15 protein-coding genes and 1 pseudogene are annotated in these 24497 nt (G+C 49.1%); 7 read left to right on the forward strand and 9 right to left on the reverse strand.

Going from position 1 to position 24497, the window contains the following annotated elements; genetic code table 11:
* Window positions 1–48: 48 nt before the first annotated feature.
* The 3 genes from ACCI49_RS15870 to gcvP all read left to right on the forward strand — a co-directional run bounded on the left by ACCI49_RS15870 (window position 49) and on the right by gcvP (window position 4835).
* Complete coding sequence (locus ACCI49_RS15870; protein ID WP_371840056.1) at window positions 49–624, forward strand: hypothetical protein; 576 nt, start codon at window positions 49–51, stop codon at window positions 622–624.
* Between the two features lie 3 nt (window positions 625–627).
* Window positions 628–993, forward strand: coding sequence for a hypothetical protein (locus ACCI49_RS15875; protein WP_371840057.1), 366 nt, complete (start codon window positions 628–630; stop codon window positions 991–993).
* A 950-nt stretch (window positions 994–1943) separates the two neighbouring features.
* Window positions 1944–4835, forward strand: coding sequence for an aminomethyl-transferring glycine dehydrogenase (gene gcvP, locus ACCI49_RS15880; protein ID WP_371840058.1), 2892 nt, complete (start codon window positions 1944–1946; stop codon window positions 4833–4835).
* Between the two features lie 788 nt (window positions 4836–5623).
* On the opposite strand, the gene ACCI49_RS15885 is transcribed toward gcvP, so the two are convergent.
* From ACCI49_RS15885 to purU, 5 genes are all read right to left on the reverse strand, one after another.
* Window positions 5624–6952, reverse strand: a complete 1329-nt coding sequence (locus ACCI49_RS15885) for a glycosyl hydrolase family 18 protein (RefSeq protein WP_371840059.1) — start codon at window positions 6950–6952, stop codon at window positions 5624–5626.
* A 360-nt stretch (window positions 6953–7312) separates the two neighbouring features.
* Complete coding sequence (locus tag ACCI49_RS15890) at window positions 7313–10120, reverse strand: TonB-dependent receptor (protein ID WP_371840060.1); 2808 nt, start codon at window positions 10118–10120, stop codon at window positions 7313–7315.
* Between the two features lie 407 nt (window positions 10121–10527).
* A complete protein-coding gene (locus ACCI49_RS15895; RefSeq protein ID WP_371840061.1) occupies window positions 10528–11259 on the reverse strand; it encodes an AraC family transcriptional regulator in 732 nt (243 codons plus the stop codon).
* A gap of 130 nt (window positions 11260–11389) precedes the next feature.
* Window positions 11390–11809, reverse strand: a complete 420-nt coding sequence (locus ACCI49_RS15900; protein WP_371840062.1) for a hypothetical protein — start codon at window positions 11807–11809, stop codon at window positions 11390–11392.
* A gap of 68 nt (window positions 11810–11877) precedes the next feature.
* A complete protein-coding gene (gene purU, locus ACCI49_RS15905) occupies window positions 11878–12717 on the reverse strand; it encodes a formyltetrahydrofolate deformylase (protein ID WP_371840063.1) in 840 nt (279 codons plus the stop codon).
* Between the two features lie 83 nt (window positions 12718–12800).
* Here purU and pepQ point away from each other — a divergent pair, with 83 nt between their 5' ends.
* Both pepQ and ACCI49_RS15915 read left to right on the forward strand, forming a co-directional pair.
* Window positions 12801–14102, forward strand: coding sequence for a Xaa-Pro dipeptidase (gene pepQ / locus ACCI49_RS15910; RefSeq protein ID WP_371840065.1), 1302 nt, complete (start codon window positions 12801–12803; stop codon window positions 14100–14102).
* 205 nt (window positions 14103–14307) lie between these two features.
* Window positions 14308–16359 (forward strand): amidohydrolase family protein, encoded by a 2052-nt coding sequence (locus ACCI49_RS15915; RefSeq protein WP_371840066.1) that lies wholly within the window; start codon window positions 14308–14310, stop codon window positions 16357–16359.
* Between the two features lie 82 nt (window positions 16360–16441).
* On the opposite strand, the gene metE is transcribed toward ACCI49_RS15915, so the two are convergent.
* Window positions 16442–18676: a 5-methyltetrahydropteroyltriglutamate--homocysteine S-methyltransferase gene (metE, locus tag ACCI49_RS15920; RefSeq protein ID WP_371840067.1), complete on the reverse strand. Its 2235-nt coding sequence runs from the start codon at window positions 18674–18676 to the stop codon at window positions 16442–16444.
* Window positions 18677–18856: 180 nt separating this feature from the next.
* On the opposite strand from metE, the gene ACCI49_RS15925 reads away from it, so the two are divergent.
* Window positions 18857–19825: a LysR family transcriptional regulator gene (locus ACCI49_RS15925; protein WP_371840068.1), complete on the forward strand. Its 969-nt coding sequence runs from the start codon at window positions 18857–18859 to the stop codon at window positions 19823–19825.
* 73 nt (window positions 19826–19898) lie between these two features.
* Window positions 19899–20438 (forward strand): cytochrome b, encoded by a 540-nt coding sequence (locus ACCI49_RS15930; RefSeq protein WP_371840069.1) that lies wholly within the window; start codon window positions 19899–19901, stop codon window positions 20436–20438.
* 89 nt (window positions 20439–20527) lie between these two features.
* On the opposite strand, the gene ACCI49_RS15935 is transcribed toward ACCI49_RS15930, so the two are convergent.
* The 3 genes and pseudogenes from ACCI49_RS15935 to ACCI49_RS15945 all read right to left on the reverse strand — a co-directional run.
* Entirely contained in the window at window positions 20528–22306 is a 1779-nt protein-coding gene (locus ACCI49_RS15935) for a DEAD/DEAH box helicase (protein WP_371840071.1), read from the reverse strand.
* Window positions 22307–22522: 216 nt separating this feature from the next.
* Entirely contained in the window at window positions 22523–23764 is a 1242-nt protein-coding gene (locus tag ACCI49_RS15940; RefSeq protein ID WP_371840073.1) for a capsule polysaccharide biogenesis protein, read from the reverse strand.
* Between the two features lie 562 nt (window positions 23765–24326).
* Window positions 24327–24497, reverse strand: a pseudogene (locus ACCI49_RS15945) (transposase); the annotation flags it as partial.

The following is a 24497-nucleotide window of genomic DNA, read 5'->3' on the forward strand; positions in this document are numbered from 1 at the left end:
GCGATGGAATATGGCAGGTAGAATGTAATCGAGTAACAGGAGATACCCATGTCATTAGGAATCAACGACGAGCTTGACGCTGAAGAGCTATTCCACTGCGCACTTGAAGCAAGTAACCTCAAGTACCATGAAAGAGCTATTGAGCTGTTAAAACGCAGTATCTCACTTGAAGATCATCCCGCAAAACGCCTGTTCCTCGCAGCAGAGTATGCTGAAATCAAACTGTATGATCGCGCTATTGAAGGGATGCAAACTGCTATTTCTATGGCTCCAGAGTTGTGGATCGCACATTTTCAATTGGGTCAACTCTATTTAGTAACACAAGAAATTAGTGAAGCTAAAAAGGTATGGGAGCACCTCGTCAACTCAACAAGCTCTCCTAGATACTTTCAAGAATTCGCACGAGGGCTCCTAGCGATAGCCGACGGCAATACAGAAGATGGCGTTGAACAACTACGAGGAGGTATTTTAGAAAACAACGAAAACCCTGCTCTGAATAAGGATATTGAGAAAATCATTGAAGCCACAGTTAACCAAAACTCTCCTCAAGAAGAACCACAGGTAAAAGATAGTGAAAATAACGCCGTGAATAAAATGCTGCTCTCTAAATATGGGCAAAATTAACCCATGAAAATAACCACAGACCAAAACCTCACAACCCTTTTAAATAAACTAAACGCACCACCCCAACAACGAAAAAAGTCACCACCAAAAGATGGGACCCCAGAAAACTCAAGCTCAGACATACTGAGCATTGACCGGATATTAAAAAATAAAATAATAGAACTCTATAAACAAGGGGAGAGCTTAGAGTCTTTAAAGAAAAATTTCATCAGCACAGTACTCGCCGGAGAATTTGAGCAAAAAATCCCTATTGAAAATTTGCAATCAATGATTAAATCAATCACTGAAACCATGACCTCCAACAGTAAAATAAACTCCCAGCTAGAAATTCTGATTCAAACTATACTAGACGAAAAGCAACTCCCCTAATTTAGCGCCACAGTTCCATTATCAGGGTATTTAATGACCCTTCTTATCGCAAACCCTGCCAAAAGATATAACTTAGCTCCACCTTCTACGCTTTCGTCATACTTATAACTTACAATCACCTTCCAAGCTGTATAAATCATGAGAGCATATATTAAACGGATCTCTCACTAGATCCTGAAATATTTAAAGCTGGAAAAACCCACTTGATTTTTAGGTGGGTAAGAATGTGCGATTTATAAGTTTACCAAACCTTACTGGCTAGGAACTTCCTACTCCCTCCCTAAAAAGAAAATATGGTGGCCAATAAATGCTATAGTTATCGTCTAAGCTGGCGAGAAATAAAAGAACGCTCGCTATAACTATAATCACTTTGACTTCCTAAAATTGAACCATTCCTCAAAGTAACCCTACAATTGCTATCTGCCCCCCGGATTCAATCTGGAGACACCTCCCCATCGCCCCTCAAATAACACAAAAAGGCGTATAACAATTTCACTGGGAGCAAGAGGTAAATCGAGCAATACTACAATAATCAATGGCGCTGATTGATAAAACCTCGATATTAGACCTTAAAATGCTGGGTTATCAAAAGTTGATACCTACTGACAAAGCGACCTCACAAACAGAACAAAATCACCTAATGTGCCGTTTCACAGGATTTAACCCACTTTTTGTACCCAAATTTAGCAGTTTCCTCGCTCAAATCCTGCAGATTGCCCCTACTCGCCCCGGTTGCTAAGATGCGCGCCTGCCGCTATGGCCCGGCGCCCCCTCTGGTTCCGTATTGCGACCCGGGGCTGCCAGCAAACCGATTCTCCCAAGCGTTACCCTCGCCTATCCGCAACGCGGAGGCCCGAGGCTTTCCACAGGAAAACCGGTACCGAGGCCAGGTGCTATTTTTAACCGCGAGCGCACCACGACGACTCCCTGCGACTACAGGAACGAAGTTTATGACCCAACCATCGCTGCAGCAGTTGGAACAACACGACGCCTTTATCCATCGCCATATTGGCCCCGATGCCAAACAGGTAGAGGCCATGCTGGAAACCCTCGGAGTTGCCAGCCTCGAAGAGCTGATCGAGAAAACCGTGCCCGAAGCCATTCGCAAGACCGATGAGCTGGATCTGGCCGATGCGATCAATGAAGTTGAGGCCCTCGCAGAGCTGAAAGATATCGCGGCGCGCAACAAGATCTACCGCACCTTTATTGGTATGGGTTACCACGACACCATTACCCCCAATGTGATCCTGCGCAACGTGCTGGAGAATCCGGGTTGGTACACCGCCTATACCCCTTACCAGCCAGAAATTGCCCAGGGCCGACTGGAAGGCCTGCTGAACTTCCAGCAGATGATTATGGACCTCACCGGTATGGAACTGGCCAACGCCTCCATGCTGGATGAAGGTACCGCAGCAGCTGAAGCCATGGCCATGTGTAAGCGCCAGGTCAAACGCAACAAATCCAACACCTACTTTGTGGACCGGGACTGCCACCCGCAGACCATCGCCGTAGTTAAAACCCGCGCCGAGCACTTCGGCTTCGAGGTCGTTGTAGGCGATGTGGAAAAAGATATTCCCGCCGAACTGTTCGGTGCCCTGCTGCAGTACCCCGGCAGCACCGGTCGCGTACGCGACCTGACCGACATCATCACCAAGGTGCACGAAGCCAACGCACTGGTAACCGTGGCCGCAGATCTGATGAGCCTGGTAGCCCTGCGGGCACCGGGTGATATGGGTGCAGACGTAGTTGTTGGCTGTAACCAACGCTTCGGCATCCCCATGGGCTACGGTGGTCCCCACGCCGGTTTCTTCGCCTTCCGCGAAGCTTACAAGCGCTCCGCACCGGGTCGTATTATCGGTGTTTCCGTAGACAGCAAAGGCAAGCGTGCCCTGCGCATGGCCATGCAAACCCGCGAACAGCATATTCGCCGCGAGAAAGCCAACTCCAACATCTGTACTTCCCAGGTGCTGTTGGCGGTAATGAGCGCTTTCTATGCGATTTACCACGGCCCCGAAGGCCTGAAAACCATCGCTGCCCGGATCCAGCGCTTAGCAGATATTCTCGCTTCCGCCCTGCAGCAGGAAGGCTTCAATCTGGCCCACGACAGCTGGTTCGATACCCTGAATATCACCGTTGGCACCAAGCAGGAAGAGATTTACCAGCGCGCCCTGGCCACGGAAATCAACCTGCGTAAAATTGGTGAAGACGCCCTGGGTGTGAGCCTGAGTGAGACCGCCACCCTGCAAGATGTGTCCGACCTGATCAATGCCTTTATCGGCACCGAACACAGCATCGACCTACACACTCTGGACAGCGAAATTGCCAGCAAGGGCTCCCTGGGTGTACCCGCCGCCCTGGTGCGCGATACTGAATTCCTGACCCACCCGGTGTTCAACACCTACCACTCCGAGACCGAGATGCTGCGCTATCTCAAGTCTCTGGAAGCTAAGGATATCGCCCTGAATCACTCAATGATTCCCCTGGGCTCCTGCACCATGAAGCTGAACGCCACCGCCGAGATGATCCCGGTCACCTGGCCAGAGTTCGGCAAGCTGCACCCCTTCGCACCCGTAGATCAAGCGGAAGGCTACGCGGAAATGTTCCGCCAGCTCCAGCAGATGCTGTCCGCCTGTACCGGTTACGATGCCGTTAGCCTGCAACCCAATGCCGGCTCCCAGGGCGAATACGCTGGCTTGGTTGCCATCAAGAAGTACTTCGAAGCGAAGGGCGAAACCCAACGCGATATCTGCCTGATTCCCGCCTCTGCCCACGGCACCAACCCGGCATCCGCCATGATGGTGAGCATGAAAGTGGTTGTGGTTGCCTGTGATGATAAAGGCAATGTGGATATCGAAGACCTGAAAGCCAAAATCGAAGAGCACGGCGACCGCGTTGCCGCACTGATGGTCACCTACCCGTCCACCCACGGGGTGTTCGAGGAAGGTATCCGCGAAGTTTGCGATCTGGTTCACCAGGCTGGCGGCCAGGTTTATATCGACGGTGCCAACATGAACGCCCTGATCGGCGTCGCGGCTCCGGGCCAGTTCGGTGGTGACGTATCCCACCTGAACCTGCACAAAACTTTCTGTATTCCTCACGGTGGCGGCGGCCCCGGTATGGGCCCGATCGCTGTTGGCGAACACCTGAAGCCCTACTTGGCAGCCCACCCGGTGACTGAAGTACCGGAAACCAACCTGGATAACGGCACCATCTCTGCAGCCCCTTGGGGCTCCGCCAGCATCCTGCCGATCAGCTGGATGTACATCCGTATGATGGGTAAGCAGGGTATGAAGCAGGCTACCGAAATGGCGATCCTGAACGCCAACTACGTAGCCAAGAAACTGGGTGAGCACTACTCCCTGCTTTACACCGGCACCAATGGCTTTGTTGCCCACGAATGCCTGGTTGACCTGCGCCCACTCAAGGAGGCCAGTGGCATCACTGAAGAGGATATCGCCAAGCGTCTGATGGACTTTGGCTTCCACTCCCCCACCATGTCCTTCCCGGTGGCCGGCACCCTGATGATCGAGCCTACCGAAAGTGAATCCAAGGGTGAGCTGGATCGCTTTATCGAGGCGATGGCAACAATTCGCCAGGAAGTGGAAGACGTAACCAGCGGTAAGTACACTCCTGAAGACAACCCGCTGCACAACGCCCCTCACACCCTTGAGGACGTGATGAGCGATGAGTGGACCCACAGCTACTCCCGGGATATCGCTGCGCGCCCGGCGGCGTGGTTAAAAGAGCACAAGGTGTGGCCAGCTGCTAACCGTATCGACAACGTATACGGCGACCGCAACCTGATCTGTTCCTGCCCTCCGATTGAGAGCTACGCGGAGTAAAATCCGACACTCTCACAGGTAGATTTAAAAGCGGGCTTTATGCCCGCTTTTTTCATTTTTATCGGGTCGAATTAAACTTCACACCACCCGCAAAGCGCTCTCTTTCCCCCTCAATCAATGGCAAGGAACACCCAATAAAAAGCGGCAAGCAAAGAAGAGCCGAGATTAAGCAAGCCCGAAGAAAAAGAATAGAGAAGTTAAGTAAGGGAAAGATCCTTGATCAATTCAATGGCCCCACTCCCGACTGGGCTACTCCAGTAGATAGAACAGCTGTTGTATACCACTCTTATTGCATTGATATTCCACTTTACCACTTGGACCGGTTCTTCCAATGTAAAGGTTGTGGAGCAATTGAAGTGTGGGCAGCTAAGTAACAAAAGTGGTGATATGGAATCGCCAAGGGAGACTTCGAGACCTCTGCGGTTCGCTGCCGTCCTTGTGGGAAATTGAGAAACCAAGCTAAGGCAGAACAGAAAGCTCATATGGAAGCAATGGCAAAAAAAAGCCACACCCCAATGAGGCCTTCTTTAAGAAAGAATTCATTAATGAAGAGTAGAGATATATTCAAGAAGAATCAGGAATCACCCCGTATTAGCCGAGTATAAGAATTGTATTTCGGAGTGTTTATTATCCACCCCGAAATAGCTTCACTAAAGGAAATTAACTAAATCACAACTATCGATGTTTTCGAATTTAGTTTTCTATCCTCTCAACCCTTAGCCTGATCAATTCCCCGCTTCATCAGGCCACACAAGATTCCACGGGGATTTTATTAAGACTGTTTTTAATTACTTAAGACAGTTAGGCACCTGTGAAGTACCAGGCCATACCGTTGAAAGGTAACTATAAGAATCTTTAGTAACATTAAAAATCATGGTGCCACCACCCAGGTTGTTACTCTCATTACAAGCTGCTAAATCTCTTGCTACAGAAGCATCAGGATTTTGCACAGTAGAAGCCCCAACACCAAGTTTCAATTTGTCAACTCCTAGATTAATGTACTCCTGGATTCGAGAGCTACAATTTGCACCCTTCCAATAGCTCATTTCCCATCCATAATCTAACTGGTCTCCCAGCTTTTTTCCATTCCACTGTGCCTGGAAGTACTTAGAATCTTCCCATAATGCTTTGGAAATGATTTTATTCGGCATTTTTTCACGTAGAGCGCTGGTAACCTTAACCAAAGAGTCGGTGTAGGTTTGGCTACATTGTGAATATTCATCATCAATATCAATACCGTCCAGCCCATATTGATCCACGGCATCTTTTAACTGCTGCGCAAAGTCATCAGCTGATTGCTCATCCGCAAAGCAAGACCAGCCGGCATTTTGCCAATTGCCCAATACGCTAAGCACCACCTTTGTACCTTTGGCCTGCAAATCTTGTATGGTGCTCAAATTATTGTTGAGCAGGTCAGACACCTGATCATTAAAATGTAAAACGGCCTTTTGTCCATCATCATCATAATTAATATTTGCCGCAAAAATTACGGCGATATCAAATAGTTGGCTGCCATCACTTTCCGTGAAGCATCCAGCGTTACCAATATCATTGCTATTTACCTCGACATAAGCGACTTTAGGTCGAGATTCAATTGGCTGAATAGAGTCAGACTTGCACAATGTCGACCCCAGAGTACGAACTTCATTCTTGCGTGAGCCACACCCATATCCGCTACCATCCATGGAGCCATTTTCGGCAAGGTTAACGATTTCCCAATCGCCCAGGACCGAGCATAACTCATCTTTATAAAGCTGTGCTTCAAGATAGGTAACCGGATTTGCATCAGTTCCACATTGGCTTCCACTAACAACATGTGGAGAGGAAGGTTGAGATTTACATAACTTTTTAGTAATTTGACGACTGTCACTCCCTGACAGCTGGCAGTTTGAACCTACATGCTCAATTGAAGCCCCGTTCGACAAACCAACCACATCGCCACTGACGAGCAAAGCACAAAATTCATCGGGGTAATTGAGGGCCTCAGTGTAAGTCACCTCTGAAGTGCCAGATGGGCAAATATTGGAGCTAATCACCTCGATATCGGCATGTGCACTGGCATGGCAGATAAGATAGACACAAGCAGCCTGCATCACCCTTAGACATTGTTGTTTCATGTAAAAACCCATATTTATTATTAAATTTTTAAAAAATGGCCTTATAAATATTAGCCATCAAGACCAACAATAACCAATGATCTTGCTTGGTACAAGCTAATCATTTTAATTCATAAAGATCATCAAAGGCCTGCAGCCTTAGGCGACTAAAAGCATTATATGAAATGAAATTTCACTTCAGCAGGAAGCATTTTCCTATCCCGACAATCTAAACTCTAAATTGGAACTTAATAAGCACGGGAGCAGATATAAAAGTACCCAAATAGAAACTGGCTGGGTACTTTATCTACAATTGATATGTGGAAAAATCGGGTAAGGTAAATAGCCTTGCCTTACCCGAAAAGCACGATCAACAATGCATTAGAATTTATAATTAGCACCAATATATAAGCGGCGCCCAGAGTAAGCATAATCAGTCATACGGTTTTCCTGCTTCCAATACCCCTCTGCTACTTCCTCTGTCAAATTAATAATTGACGCTGTTATGTTTAAATTATCATTGACAGTGTAGCTGGCATTAACATCGAGCTGACCATAATCCTTATCGTAGAGATTATATCCTTGATGATAGCTACCAGCCCGATCATCTTTCCAATTGTATGAAGCACGGACACTATAAACATCATTCTCATAGTAAGCCGAAAGATTGTACTGATGCTTTGCAGTGCCGGGAATCTCCGCTTCAGTTTCTACGCCATTAAGAAATACTCCCGAGGTACTGGTATCAGTGTAGGTATAATTAGCAATTACACCAAAACCACTTTCAAACGCATGCTGCGCAAACAGCTCAACACCTTCCGAGGTTGCTTCAGCTCCTCCAATCTTTGTGGTCATATCTACTTCAATAGGCCCATTGCAACAATCGTGCTCACGCAATACAACTTCAGTCGTAGTGATGGGAAGGTTACTGATATCCTTACTAAACAGCGTCGCACCTATTGCCGAGCCATCAAGGTAATACCATTCAACCCCTAAATCGTACTGGTTGGCCAACATAGCCTCCAATCCCGTGTTGGCTGATGAACCCGATCCCCGTCCACTCCATGAGTCAGGGGAATTAATATTTACCGGAGGACCATAGCTTTCCCCCTGCCCTAGATCCGCATAACTAACTCTGGACATTGTCTTAGCTGCAGCAAAGCGAACAACAACGCTGTCACTTAGATCCCATGCAACATTCAAACTTGGCAGAATATTTTCAGAATCGTTGCTAGCTTTATTTTCGTTAGCCACATCTGTTACTTGGTCTCTGATGTCATCATAAGCCGATGTCGCTAAGTCTGTATAAACATACCGTACCCCAAAGTTGCCGCGGAAATTCTCCCACTGAAAATCGGCCTGGGCATAGGTGGAGAATATTTCTTCATTGATCGTGTAAGTCCCAGACAATACCGAGACAACAGTGCGATCAAAGTTCTCACTGACGTATTCATTCAGCGCATCAATATCAAAAGGCAGGTAGTCAATAGCTCCAGTATCACCGGCGCTATTATCCACAACATCGTCGCCTAACAAAGTTGAAGTGTCTGGATGAAAATCTGGGTTGTGGAACCATTCTGTTCCTGGCAGCCAACCACGATAGCCGCCATTATCATCAATACCGTCATCCCATAAGAAATTATCTCTCAGTGACTTGATTTCGTGATCTCGGTATTTCGCGCCAACATATACTTTGGTAACCACCCCCCAATCCATATCGAGATCAAGGTCAAACTGGTAATAATCCTCCCGGTCTCTATTCTGAGTAGCTTTTGAATTGTACCAATCATAATAGGGATAAGCATCGCGATCTGACGTGAGATCAGTAGAGAGTTCATAGCTTGGCTTTCCATCAGCAATAGACCAATGCCAGCTTTCCACAGAGCCATTACGGGCATCCATGTTAGCCATAATCTGCTCGGAAATACCGCCCTTCGCTTCACTTCGGCCAACATTAGCAGTTATCTTGTAGGAGTCACCCTCGTAGATTAGCTCCAAATCGAAGGTATGTGATTCGGACTCACCAGTTACATCCTGACCCGTCAACTGGGGGGACATCAAACCGCGTCTTACTTTTTCCCCACCATTGACATCATCATCACCCCAATTATCAGCATTGAGTTTTTCGGTATCGATGTTGCCATAGCCAACTACGGTATCTCCCTCCAACTCAATGCCGTAATAGGCATTGTGATCTTCATTCCACTCAGCAAAAGTAAGGTTTTGGTTACGTCGGTTATAACCCAAATTAGAACCAAAATAATTGAAACCAAGCTCTAGCCGCTCGGTGGGACGCCACTGGGCGGTTAACTGATACCCATCCCGAGTTCTATCTTCTTCACTATGATAAATATCCATTGCACGCGGCGCCCACACATTGTTGTAGACTTCGCCCGTTTGCTGATCGACAATGGCCGGCCTCTCGGCCCCCTCAACAGTATCCGAGTGGAAGCGCCAATGGCGGGCATGGTTTGAAATGTCGATAACAGTTCGATCCTGCTTTGTATAGCCGGCCAATATTCCAAAAGTGTCTGATTCATTTTTCCAGGAATAAAAGGCGTTAAATTGTGGCTCCCACTCCTCAGTAGTATCCGAATAAGTTGTTTCCGCTGAGACAATCCCCTCGCCCGCATCCATTTCCAGAGGCTTACGGCTGTGGAGAATAACGGTTCCTCCTATACCACCTTCATCAATTCGCGCTTCCGGGCTTTTATAAACTTCTACTTTGCTAATCATATTAGAGGGCAGCAAAGTGTAGTTAAAGTTACGGGAAGGGGCACCTTGACCAGAAGTCGCGATATAGTTCCCGTTCAATTGAGTTAAGGTCCATTCTTCACTAGTGCCGCGAATGCTAACAGTACTACCCTCACCACCACTGCGATCGATGGTAATACCAGGCACTCGCTGGAGTGAATCCGCTACGTTCTTATCTGGAAACTTACCCACATCTTCCGCAGTAATTGCATCCACAATCGCACTGGAGTCCCGCTTGATTTCAAGATTTCTGGTAGTACTTCCAAGGATTCCAATTACCTCAACTTCTTCTATTCTGTTATCGGAATCGGAAGCATCTTCTGCTATCGCTATACTACTAACGACCAGCGAGATAGCAGAGACTATCGACTTCCGTTTAAATTCCTTACTCCAGGCATTCATCTTATTTCGGCTGTTTTTCTTCATTGTTTTCATAGCATCCCAACTTTCTATTCTTCTTTTATAAACTTATCTAAAGGCGACAGCTCCGGTAGGAAGCTGGCGAAAAATTGTACAAGAGCCCCTAAATCCCACTCAGGAATCCCACTCAGGCAGTTCATTTGTTGAGCACTAAAACCCTAAGAAAAAACCTTCATGAAGGGGTAATCAAAACTGGGACAGTAATGAAACAAAATCGGCGTATTGATATCTTAAGCAGAGAGAAAAAGGCACGGAGGGGCAGAATATCACCCCGATTATTACCTTATTTATAGGGATAGCGCTTATGTCGCATGAAAAATCAAAGTATTCTGAAATGACTAAAATAGGCGATTACCGGCTTAGCCTAAGGAAGCCAAGCTGGCGGCCTAAGAGTATGCTCCAATTACTTAACTTGAGCTCTACTAAATCTGAGATTGGACCTCATCCCGGTAAGTGGCGGGAAGCTGCCCAAACATATCCTTGAAGTGTCTGCTAAAGTAGCTATGGGAAGTAAATCCAACCCGATAGGCAATTTCCGATATAGGGCTTTGTGTTTCCACCAGCATGCGGCGAGAGTTTTCCAGCCTTACTTCCCGGACAAACTGCATCGGCGTTTTCTCCAGATGTTTTTTGAAGCGTCGCTCTAATGCACTAACGGAAAGGCTGGCAACTTCTGCAAGTTGCTCCACAGTAATCGGATGACTGTAATTGTTTTTTATATACTCAACCGGTTTTTTTAGTTTATCCATACAGGATAGGGTTTTTACCGTCTCTTTCAGATCCCTGGCAACACCATAGGTCCCTATAATTTTTCCTGTGGAATCTTTCAAGGGGCGTTTCGAGGTTGTAAACCATACTAACTCTCCAGACTTTCCTATATTTAATTCCAGCCGATCTGTAATTGTCTCCCCCGCCATCACCCTCTTGTCATCCCGCATATAATTTTTCGCAAGATACGAAGGGGAAAAGTCCATATCTGAGCGACCCACTACCTGATTTAGGGATCTACAACCAACGTGCTTGATAAACTCCCGATTACAGTGAACCACGCAACCGGATTCATCTTTAACCCAAAAAATAATATCTGATAAAAGATCAAAAACCGCAATTAGTTGTTGCGTTGAGACCTGCTCCAGTATTGATTCGCACTTCACTATTCTTAACTACACTTTCAACATCAAATCCACGCCAGATATCGATCAGTCCTGTTCAACATCCTCCAAGGCCAAGCAACATTCCCTTAAATTTCAGTACTATATTTAACAAAAGAGACTTGTAAAACCTTTAAAAGGCACCCTCTCTACACTCTCCTCTTACCTCACCGCCATGCCCAGAGATGGTCCGCTCAATCTCAAAATATCCCTGCTCACAGAAACCGGTTTCCATCAATTTCTTCTCAAGCATTGAATCAAAGTGGTCTTCAATCCGACGGTTAGAGCCAGTCCCACGCCCTGTAGCTTCCCGCTGCATTCGACGTGGATTGCTGGAACTAGCCTTCACAGGGGCAGGAATATCCCACTGTTCCCTTTTCAGGGTAAATGTGAAGCGTTTGGCGCCATTGGGCGCAATTTCGGTATGGAAGGTTTCCTTCATGCCTGGAATAGGCTTATAACCAGAACAAGCTTCGATTGCCAAGAAAAATATCAACACTCCAATCATTCTTGACAAGAAAAACCAATCAGTATTTTTATTATTATCTGTCACAAAAGTTCCCCATGATTTCTAGTCATCTTCTCGCCGAGAAGAGTCACCCCTCATCCATTTTCAGTTAGTTATTTAAACACCACCGTTTTATTCCCATGGATAAACACCTGCTCCTGCAGCACCAACTGCAGGGCGCGCGACAATACCTGTTTTTCCACATCCCGGCCGGCATCTGCCATAGATTCTGCTGAGTAGGCATGGTCTATATGAATCACATCCTGCTCAATAATCGGCCCTTCGTCCAGGTCATCGGTAACAAAGTGAGCCGTGGCTCCAATTATCTTCACACCACGCTCATAGGCCTGCTGGTAGGGCTTTGCACCGATAAAGGCGGGCAGGAAGGAGTGGTGAATATTGATGATGCGACCGCTATAGCGGGCTACAAAATCGGAAGTGAGTACACGCATATATTTGGCCAGCACCAGGTAATCCGGGTTGTACTCATCTACCAACGCAGCAACCTGTTGCTCATGTGCCACACGATCCATCCCTTCCGCAGGCACGCAATGGAAGGGAATATCAAACTTTTGTACCAGGCTCGCCAGATCAGGGTGGTTACCGATCACTGCTGTGATTTCCACATCCAAAGCACCTGAATAGCATTTCATCAGTATATCCCCCAAGCAGTGAGGCTCACGGGTAACCATCAGCACCAGGCGTTTCTTACGCTCTGTCGAAATCAGGCGCCGCTCAGCACCTTGAGGTAGGGCCATATCCAGATCTTCCAGGAAAGTTGCATCATTGAAGATCCCTTCAAGGGCGGTACGCATAAAGAAGCGCCCCTGTTCCCGGTCTACAAACTCGTCATTCTTGATGATATTGAGCTGGTGCTTGTAGCAAATGTTGGTAATCTTCGCGATCAGCCCCTTATCATCAGGGCAGTCGGTCAGCAGTATCTTCTTTTCCATGGTCGAATTTCAGGCCAAATATCCAGACATCAGACTATACACTATGCCGTCTTATAGATTCAGCGATCCATTTTGGGGAGAACATGGATAAAAACCTTTACGCCCATCATATGGCCACCCTGTGCCGCCGCTACGATGAAATCCTCGAGCAGAGCGGGTTTGAAACCCTCAACGTATTCAGTGGCGCTCCCAGGATGCAGTTTCTGGACGATAACTACTACCCGTTTAAGGTGAATCCCCACTTTAAGGCACTGGTTCCCATTACCGACAATCCCCACAGCTGGGTTATCTATCAGCGCGGACAAAAGCCAAAGCTTTTGTTCTACCGTCCAGTAGACTTTTGGCACTATGTACCGCCGGCACCCCAGACCTTCTGGAGCGATTTCTACGATATCGAGCTACTGAGTAAGCCGGCCGATGCCCAGGCGTTCCTGAGCCCAGAGAATGCCGCTTTTATCGGCGAGAGCGAGAAGCTGCAAGGCTGGTCACTGGGGGAGGAAAATCCGGAGCTTCTGATCAACCGCTTGCACTGGGCCCGCGCTTATAAAACGCCTTATGAGGTCGCCTGCCTGCGTGAGGCGAACCGTATTGCGATCAATGGGCACCGGGCCGCCGAGCAGGCTTTCCGCAGTGGTGCCAGTGAATTTGAGATCAACCAGGCCTACCTGGGCGCTGCTGGCCAGGGCGAGAACCGTATGCCCTACGGCAATATTGTTGCCCTGAATGAACACGCCGCAATCCTGCACTACACCCACCTGTCTACTGAACGCCTGACTGAGCCGCAGCTGAAAAGCTTCTTGATCGATGCGGGTGCTGACTGCAATGGCTACTGCTCCGATATCACTCGCACTTACGCCTATGCCGATAATGAGTTCGCAGAGCTGGTAACGGCTATGGATGAAAAACAGTTGCAGCTGGTGGACGGCCTCAAACCTGGCCTGCCCTACCCGGAATTGCATCGCCAGTGTCACTTAAGCGTGGGGGAGCTGTTGGCGCAGTTTGACATCATCAAAACCTCTGCCGAGAGTGCTGTGGAATCCGGCTTAACTCGCCCATTCCTGCCACACGGTCTGGGCCACTTCCTCGGCCTCCAGGTACACGATGTTGGCGGTCACCAGACCGGCCCCGATGGAGGTACGACACCCCCACCGGCCGAGTACCCATTCCTGCGTACCAGCCGAACTATCGAGGAGAACCAGGTATTTACCATCGAGCCGGGACTCTACTTTATCGACAGCTTATTAGGAGAGCTGAAAGACTCAGACCTCGCTGCCGAGGTTAACTGGAATAAGGTCGACAGCTTCCGCCCCTATGGCGGTGTGCGCATTGAAGACAATATTGTCGTACACGCAACCGGTAACGAAAACCTTTCTCGCAACCCTTAGTTCATAGACTAAAGCAATATTGTGAGAGTGCTTACAAGTAAGCGCTCTCGCAGTACCTTTACCTTACTCCGAAAGTTAAAACATTAAAGAACGCCCTACCGCTCCCGCTTTTCCTTTCGCCGTTTGCTCCCCAGAGCTGCTTGCCCCCTCACCGAAAAGAAGCCAAAGTCCATCACCGGCATTACAACAAAAAAAGGGACGATCCATGAGAAAAAAAACACTGGCAACGCTTATCGCAGCCACGGTACTAGCCGCAGCCAATACCGCTTACGCAAAATCAATCGAATATATTTTTTACGATAAAGAGGGCATTGCCGGCTCTGAAGTTATTCACCAGGATGGAACAAAGGTATCTGGTGAATTAAAGCTCGGCTGGAATAACCGCCGCCTAAACCTCAAGGAGAGCTTCACTATCGGTGAGGCGGCAATGCCCGAGCAACTATCCATTGAAGGGATCAGCCCATTTGGTGCTCCAGTCAGTGAAGAATTTTCCCTGGAAAATGGTGTCGCTCGCTGGAAAGGTTCCGATGAGCATGGCAGCGCAAAAACTTCCGAAGCCCAGTTTTATATTCCCAAAAACAGCACCCTTGCCGTACAGACACAATTGGTAAAAGCACTGATTGCCGATGCAGATCAAAATATTGATTTACTGCCGCAGGGAAAAGCACGCCTCTATAAGCTTGATAAAGTGACCCTGCAACAAGGCGAGAAAAAGAAAACGGTCCACCTTTACGGCGTAAGCGGCCTGGGCTTTACCCCAGATCTCGCCTGGTACGATGACAATGGGGATTTATTTGCCTCCGATGAGGGGGGATGGTTCGCCATCCTGCGCAAAGGTTGGGATAAATCTCACCTCGAAGAACTGAAAACCCGGCAAGTTGCAGCCGCAGACCAGTACCTGCAAGGTATTGCCAAGAAACATACCCACACATCAACCCAACCCATCCTGATCAGCAACGTCAACCTGGTTGATGTTGAATCTGGCAAACTACAGAGAAAGCAGCATGTTCTGATCAAAGATGGAAAGATCGCAAAAATCAGTAAAAAACCGATCAAAGCCAATGGGGCAACCACCATTGATGCCCGTAACCATACGCTGATCCCCGGCCTCTGGGATATGCACACACACTTATCTGCTGCTGATGGCACTTTGAATATGGCAGCAGGGATTATCAACGTTCGCGATATTGGTAATACCCATGAATCTGTAACACGAATTTCTGAACTGTATGAATCCGAGCAGATTATCGGCGGCGACCTATTCCGCGCGGGCTTTATGGACCGGGAAAGCGAAAATGCCATGCGTATGGGCAAGACTGCAGACAGCCTGGAAGAAGCTAAGGATATTGTCGAATGGTACGCGGATCGCGGCTATCAGCAAATTAAAACCTACAGCTCAATGGAGCCCGAGTGGATCGCTCCCTTAGCCAAGCATATCCACGAAAATGGTATGCGTTTATCCGGCCATATCCCTGCATTTATGACCGCCGAGGAAGCCGTGGATGCGGGCTTTGATGAAATTCAGCATATCAATATGCTGTTCCTGAATTTTATGGGCAAGATAGATACCCGTAAAAGACTGCGCTTTACAGAAATCGGGGAGCACGCCCACGAGCTGGATCTGGATAGCAAAGAAGTGGCTGCTTTCCTGGATAAGCTAGCCAAGAAAGGTACTGTCGTAGACGCAACCACCACCGTATTCAGCTCGATGTTACTGCGCCAGCCGGGCAAAGTAGATCCTGAATTTGCCGATATTACCGACCACCTTCCAGTGAATATCCAACGCGCTTTTGTTGGGGCCGAACTGGATGTGAAGCCGGAACACCGGGATGACTACGACCTTTCAGCGGAAGCCCTGCTGGCCATGATGCTCAAGCTACACGAGCATAAGGTCACTATGGTAGCGGGCTCCGATGGCATCCCCGGATTTACCCTTTTACGTGAACTGGAGCTCTATGCCAAAGCCGGAATTCCCAATATTGATGTGCTGCGCACGGCCACCCTGGTACCGGCACAGGTTATGGGGGCCGACGAATACACTGGCAGTATTATGGTTGGGAAAAATGCAGACCTGGTTTTACTGGAGGGAAATCCTCTCGAGGATATTACCGCGCTGCGTCGCACCGCACTGGTGCTCGAGGGGCAGAATATGTATCGCCCGGATGAGCTTTACACAGCCTTGGGTATTAAACCTTTCCACCCTTCAGTGCCATTTGAATTAAATAACACTACTACAGTAGCCGCCAAGTCCCAGTAAGCGGAAAAAACAGAAGCGGAAAAAACAGAAAAGAAAAAACCGGCAATCCAAATGATTGCCGGTTTTTCTACTTATAAATTGACTAAGCCAGTTCTGTACGCACAGTGCGCGCAGCCTCTACCATATTTAGCAGGGATGATCCGACTTCTGCCCAGCTACGGGTTTTGAGACCGCAATCCGGATTTACCCAGAGGCGCTCTACCGGAACCACTTCGGCAATTTTCTTCAGGCGATCCACCAATTCTCCTCGCTCAGGAACATTGGGTGAATGGATATCGTAAATGCCTGGTCCAATCTCATTGGGATAGCCATCACTTCTATCGGCAAAAGCACTGAGCAGGCGCAAGTCGGAGCGAGCTGATTCGATAGTAATCACATCCGCATCAAGGGAAACAATAGCATCCATAATTGCATTGAAATTGCTGTAACACATATGAGTATGGATTTGCGTTTCCGCTTTCACTTCACTGCAGGTATAGCGGAAACAACCCACCGCCCACGAGAAGTAATCTGCATGTTCTGATTCTCTCAGGGGCACGCCTTCGCGCAGAGCCGGCTCATCTATTTGAATAATACCGATACCCGCCGACTCCAGGTCCAGAACCTCCTCACGCAAAGCCCTGGCAATTTGCAGGCAGCTCTCACTGCGGTGAATATCCTCTCGCGGAAAGGACCAGTTGAGAATCGTTACCGGGCCAGTCAACATGCCTTTTACAGGTTTTTTGGTAAGGCTCTGTGCGTAGCTGCTCCACTCCACAGTTATTGCCTGGGGCCGGGAAATATCCCCAAAAATAATCGGCGGTTTTACACAGCGGGAACCATAACTCTGCACCCAACCATTGCCGGTATGCACAAATCCATCAAGCTGTTCACCAAAGTACTCCACCATGTCGTTGCGCTCGGCTTCACCGTGAACCAGAACATCCAAGCCAAGAATTTCCTGCCGCCGGATCGCTTCAGCAATCTCCGCGCGCAAATGCTCCAGATAATCTTTTTCACTGATTTCACTATTGCGATACTGGCGGCGAACCTTGCGCAGTAGATCAGTCTGTGGGAATGAACCGATAGTCGTTGTAGGCAGCAGTGGTAATTGCCAGCGCTCAGCCTGCACGGGAACGCGCTCCAGGTAACCCTGTTCACGCCATGTATCCCGTAGCTGTTGGGCAACTGAACCGCTTTTATCACCGCTCTTCAACTCGGTTACGGTCGTACTTACTTCTTGATCTAGAAGACTTTGCAGTTGCACCAGCTCATCCAGTTTTTGGCGAGCGTAGGCAAGTTTTTGCTTTTGCTCCACGGGCAAGGAGGTTTCAGTATCCAGGTCTACCGGGCTGTGTAGCAACGAACAACTGGCTGAGATCCACAAGCGGTCACCCAGCTTTTCCGCCATTGGCTTCAGGACACGCTGCCATTTATCCAGATCTGCACGCCAGATGTTACGTCCGTTCACCACACCTGCAGATAGTACCTGCTTATCACCAAGGAGATCGCGGGCAGTATTTAATTCTTCAGACGCTCGTATACAGTCAATATGCACACCATCCACTGGCAGAGAGAAAGCCAGCTGTAGATTTTCCCGCAGTGGGGAAAAGTAAGTTGCCAGGAGTAAATTCAGGCTGCCAGAATCCGCGCCAATTCCCTTGTATGCACCAATAAATGCGGAGCGCCATTCTTCTGGCAAGTCCAAACCCAGGATTGGTTCATCGAGCTGTACCCACTCCACACCGAGATCAGCCAGCTGCGAAAACAACTGTGTGTAACACGGCAACAAACTCGGCAACAGTGCCAAAGCGCTATCAACGCCTCTTCCCAACCATAGGTAGGTTAAGGGACCCATTACTACCGGCTTTACTTTTTGCCCCTGAACCTGAGCTTCACGTACTTCATCCAACAACCATTCACTATCCAGGGAGAAGGCCTGTTGATCAGTAAACTCCGGTACCAGGTAGTGGTAGTTAGTATCAAACCACTTGGTCATTGCACTGGCCGCAACCGGCTGCCCAGAGGGAGCTCGCCCCCGCGCCAAACGAAAGTACTGATCCAGTTTGTTCTCCGCGGCACCTTCAGAAAAACGATCGCCCACCACACCAAACATCAACGAGTGATTCAGTACCTGGTCATACCAGGCAAAATCTCCCACTGTCACCCAATCCAGACCGGCATCACTCTGTGCCTGCCAGTTGCTACGACGTATTTCCTCTCCCTCCTGCAAGAGTTGCTGCTGGGAAGTTTCCCCACGCCAGTATGCCTCCTGGGCCTTCTTTAACTCACGATTGGCCCCGATACGGGGATAGCCAAGAATATGTGTCTGCGCCATGTCTCTGTTACCAAGTCCATTCCTGTGAGGGAGCATCGCTCCGTGTATACGGTCGTTCGCGGTAAATCGCCGGTTCCAGATCCCGTCACACACTCCGCGATAATTCAGACTTGATTGTGTCGGCACAGTGTTATTCAATCAATTTCATATTTTTTGCGGTTAACATGAATAAATTTAAAGATGATTGAGCTGCGCCAACTACGTGCCCTTTGTACCCTAAGGGAGACCGGCAGCCTGGTCCGAGCCGCCGAGAGGCTACACCTAACCCAATCGGCACTATCCCATTTATTCCGGGAAATGGAGGAGCGCCACGACCAACCGTTATTTGTGCGCAAATCCCGCCCCCTACGCTTTACCAGCGCAGGACTGCGCCTGTTACAGCTCGCTGACGACATACTGCCGAGGGTGGCCGTCGCACAGCGCGACCTGGCACGGCTCGCCTCAGGCCAGTCTGGTCGTCTCAATATCGCCATTGAATGCCACAGCTGTTATCAGTGGCTGATGCCAACCCTAAATACCTACCGCGACGACTGGCCCGAAGTAGAGCTGGACCTCTGTAGTGGATTTCACTTCGCACCACTACCGGCACTAGTTCGCGGCGATCTGGATCTCGTGGTCACCTCCAACCCTGATTCAGAGCTGAAAGGTATCCACTACTACCCTCTGTTCAGCTTCGAAATGTGCCTGGCGCTCAGCCGTAATCACCCTCTGTTACAAAATGGCAAGCGGCGCTGGGTCACCCCCAATGACCTGGACGGAGAAATACAGATCACCTATCCCGTGGAGCGGGAGCGCCTGGATATATTCCAACATTTCCTCGACCCGGCAGGTGTTGAACCCGCAGATGTGCGTACGGCAGAATTGACAGTTATGATGGTGCAACTGGTGGCCAGTGGCCGTGGTGTCTGTGCCCTACCCGACTGGGCCCTACACGAATACCTGCAAAAAGGATTTATTGCGCAATTGCGCCTGGGGGAAAAGGGCCTCTGGAGCACCCTCTACGCAGCGGTGCGAGAGGAAATACTGGAGCAGGCTTACTTGGCTGATTTCCTACAAACAGCGCGGGATACCTGTTTTTCCCACTTAAAGGGCATTCGCGCTGCCACTGGAGGTAAAAGCCCACAGGCCGAATTAACCACAGAGACATAACTGGAGCGGGTGCACACACTCGCCACAATTGATAAGCCCTTTCTCGGGCATTGTTTTTACAGGAGATTTACCTATGTCAACATCGAGCAAAGGCTGGAATTCAGTCAGTAAAGGCTTGCACTGGTTATTTGTAATTTTACTGCTGGCCGTGTGGGGAGCTGTAGAGTTACATGAGTTCTTCGACCGGGAGGACCCCATGCGCGGCTGGTTTGTACGCCTGCACTTCTCGTTGGGTGTTGCTGTACTGATGCTGCTGGCTGTTCGCCTGTACTGGCGCGCCCGCCACAAGCGCCCAGAAATTCAGGGAACTACTTGGCAGAAGACCGTTTCCAAACTGACACACGGCGCCCTTTACCTGGTCTTGTTGGCAATGCCGGTATCCGGAATTGCCATGCGCCAGCTGTTTGGCCGGGATACTGAGTTTTTTGGTCTCTTCGCGTTGCCACGCCTGTTAGAGAAAAACCCCGATCTGGGCAAGCAGCTCGCCTTCCTTCACAAAGACGTTCTATGGCCGGCACTGTTGATATTGGTTGGCCTGCATATTACAGCCGCCCTGTGGCATCACTTTGTGAAACGCGATACCACCCTGACCCGTATGCTGCCGCAGCGCTAGCACCGGAGAATAGAAAAAGCGATAAACCAAAATGGTTTATCAAATAAAAAAAAGGCGCCTTCGGCGCCGTTTTTTTATAGGGGGCCATATTACTCCCCGCTATTCTCCCGCTTGAACTTTGGCTTTCCTTTTGGCTTATCTTTCGACTTGCCCTTGGGTTTGCCTTTCGGCTTACCCTTGGGCTTTGAGCTCGTCTCATCAAAGCGTGAAATCTTCATCGGCTTTCCAGCCACACGCACTTTTTTCAGGTGCTGGAAGACTTCTTTTGGCATTCCTTCAGGCAGGTCCACCGTAGTGAAATCCGGGTAGATCTCAATGCGACCAATGTAGGAACTATCCAGCTCCACTTCATTGGCAATCGCGCCAACAATACTGCCTGGCCTTACACCATGCTCGCGTCCGATTTCGATACGGTAGCGTTCCAGGCCTTCGTCCGGTGCCGGCAACTTGCGGTCTTTCTCATAACCACCTTTCTTGCGACCGCGCGCCCCTTCGAAGTCATCATCGCGCTCGCGTCGTTCTCTGCGCTGCTTGGGCTCCTGCTCTTTGATCAGCAAAGGCTGATCACCCTGAGCCATCGCAGCCAGTGCTGCGGCTACATCCAGTGGATCCACGTCATTTTGTGCCAGGAATTCCTCTACCAGCTGGCGGTAGGGAGCCAGATCAGTTTGGCCTTCCAATGTTGCGGTAATACGTTCACGGAAACGCTGCATTCGAGCACTGTTAACCGCCGCAGCACTTGGCAACTCCAGCTTTTCAATCGGCTTTTTGGTGGCCTTTTCAATAATTCGCAGCATGCGACGCTCACGCGGTGCCACAAACAGGATGGCATCACCTTCACGTCCTGCGCGGCCAGTACGGCCAATACGGTGGATATAGGCTTCAGTATCGTAGGGGATGTCGTAGTTGATCACATGGCTGATACGCCTCACATCCAAGCCACGCGCCGCCACATCGGTGGCCACTACGATATCGAGTTTGCCATTTTTGAGCTTGTCGATCACCGCCTCACGCAGGTTCTGTGCCATATCTCCATTCAATGCTGCGCTGGCGAAGCCACGCGCTGCCAGCTTATCTGCGAGCTCCACAGTGCTGTTCTTGGTGCGCACAAAAATAATCGTGGCATCCACTGGCTCAGCTTCCAGAATGCGGGTCAGTGCATCCAGCTTGTGAAGACCACCCACTGGCCAGTAACGCTGGCGAATAGTCTCGGCAGTCTCGGTCTTAACCCGAATTTTGACTTCTACCGGCTCCTGCAGGTGTTCGCGGGCAATACGGGCAATCTCTTTGGGCATGGTCGCAGAGAAGAGGGCGATCTGGCGCTCTTCAGGAATCTGCTCCAATACCCATTGCACATCATCAATAAAGCCCATGCGCAGCATTTCATCAGCTTCATCCAGTACCAGCGTGCGTAAATTGGAGAGATCCAGGGAGCCGCGGCGCATATGGTCCATCACCCGACCAGGGGTTCCCACTATTAGCTGTACTCCGCGCTTCAGCTGCTGTATCTGTCCACGGTAGTCGGCACCACCGTAAATCGGTGCTACATGAAAGCCTTTAAGTTTGGCTGCATAGGCCTGGCAAGCTTCTGCCACCTGGATTGCCAGTTCACGGGTCGGCGCCAATACCAGCGCCTGGGGGCGCCGGTCACTCAAATCTAACTGGGAAAGCAGCGGCAGCGCAAAAGCAGCTGTTTTGCCGGTACCAGTTTGTGCCTGGCCCAGTACATCGCGACCCTCCATTAAGGAAGGGATAGTCTGCGCCTGAATTGGGGATGGAGTCTCATAACCAAGCTTTTCGATGGCATTGAGGATTTCAGGCGGCAGGCCCAGCTGGTCGAAGCCGGCCGGTTTAGGGGTATCGGTCATTTCGGAATTCACTTGAAGCCAAAGTCCCTATCGCGGGACCGGAGCGGCGGGTCAAAAGGCCGCGCAGTCTAACAGGTTAGTCGACTTAGATCAGCCTATTTTTTAAACAAAGAGTGACTACCGAGAATGGCACCGTAGAAACTGCCTAGCCCAAGGTAAGGTCAAGGTTTGCAAACAGGACGACACACTCTATAAGGAGATAGCTAGATAGCAGAATTAGCCAGCGTCCCTCCTACTGCCGCTGGACAGTCTAACCTGGAGGCTGTCCGCGCCAGCAGCAAGCAAACGATCAACCACACCATTAATGGTGGTTCTCGCTGCTCTGGTAAAGCTGCCATCCAGTTGGGTCTGTTCATAAAGATAGGTATGGAACCGCTTGAACAGCTCAAAATCCACCTGCGTGGGCTCAGACCAAAAGCTCGAGAGGGGGCCCTGATGCGTTAAGCCCGGCATATCATATAGCGCGCGGCCCAGCACTTTAGTTGGCACCTTGTGCAATAATGCAGAAATACCAACGGTACTGTTAATAGTTACCACCCCAAGAGCATGATCAAGTAAGGTGGGTAAATGCAGGTCATGACAGTAGATTACCCGGCCCCGAATGCTATAACGAACTTCCAGAACATTGATCAGCTTCTGATAATGACAAAATCCGCGATCCATCGGATGATGCTTAATAACCATCACCGTATCGCTAGGGGCATTCCCGGCAAAAGACTTCAATACCCTGTCAATGGCGTTTTCTATGGAGAGCAAATCAGAATGCTCACGCAACTGGAAATCATCACGAGTCTGTAGGGGGAACAAAAAAAAGCGTTGGCTGAATTCACCAATCAAATTTGGTGTTAGGTAGCGCTCTGTTATCTTATAAAGCCCCTTACGAGCAAAGCTTCGCAGCCAACAGGTTGCTTCAGCCTTCCAGTCACGATTGCGATGGTGCTGATAATACAAAAATTCGGAACGAGCTAGGCGCATTGCCAAATAGTACCCTGTCGCATAACAAGCACGGTGCCAAAAGGTTTGCCCTACCGGGAGGCCTGGCTTCCGACTAATAGGCTTATAGCTCTCTATAGCCTCACGAGACCAATCTGTCTGAGAAAAGGCATTTACCCCATTCCATTCAAAGGATATGAAGTCCGGGCGCAAATATCCTTCTTCGAACACCCCAAAAGCAACCCCCAAAGATTCGCAGACGCTTCGAGCTTTCGAATGGTAGAGACGGCAATCACCATAGACGAATACCGCTTTTACTCCGTGTAGCGAAAGATATTCACGAAAAAAGGACGGCCAGTCACTTTCACTGCCGGTGAAACTTACCTGAAAATCCGCCCATCCGAAATGGCGATCACCACCATTAAAGTTGATCTTGTGGGTAATTACGCCATGGTGTGACAGTTTTTTTGCTAAATTTGCAAAGAAAGGGCCGTGAGGTCCCTGTAAAAAGACTGCCACAGACATCCTATGTCTTACTCCTGGGTTTTAGTTATTTTGTGCATTGCCATAGAGCATGCGTAATATTTGGCCGAAGAGAGACCTTAACCCCACCACACTTAGGACAAAAGACACTTCACTGTGTATCTTTTTTTGCTCCGAGAAACCTTCTGGAAAGCCCAATAACTAAGCAATAGATGCTAGGGAACCAATTGGGCGCCAAATCCTAACAAATGAAATTAAATTCTTCAATAGCAAAGACTTCCCTTAGCAACACAGATGACAACAAGTTTTTAGCCAACTTAAAACGCATGCTGACAACGTTTGGGGAAGAAAACTATTGAAATATAGAGAAATAGTTAAACCAAGTTTCCTTGAAAGCCATTATTTAGTCGGCCCTGAAAAAAAACCAAACACTAGCCTCCAGCACGGTGTAATGAGGGTTTACGGGGCGATTCGGACTAAATCCACCTTCCAAAACGTAAGTAAAATATCCGTATTATTAGCCGGAACGGATTTGAGATCATAAAAATAGGTGAAAACGATTTTTTAGGGCACAAAAAAACGCCTCCAGCGCCCTGATCATCCATTTTCTCAAATTCCAGGCACACGCAGCCATGAGGAGATTTATCGCATCACCCACTGTGCCTTTGAGGAAGTTTCTTGACAGTCGAAAATCAAATTTGAGATGCCCAATGAGTGGTTCAATCGCTGCCCGACGCCGGCACTTTTTCCGTTTCTTTTCCCGCTGGTAACGATT

The organism is Microbulbifer epialgicus, assembly GCF_041447265.1.
GTDB classification, from domain to species: domain Bacteria; phylum Pseudomonadota; class Gammaproteobacteria; order Pseudomonadales; family Cellvibrionaceae; genus Microbulbifer; species Microbulbifer epialgicus.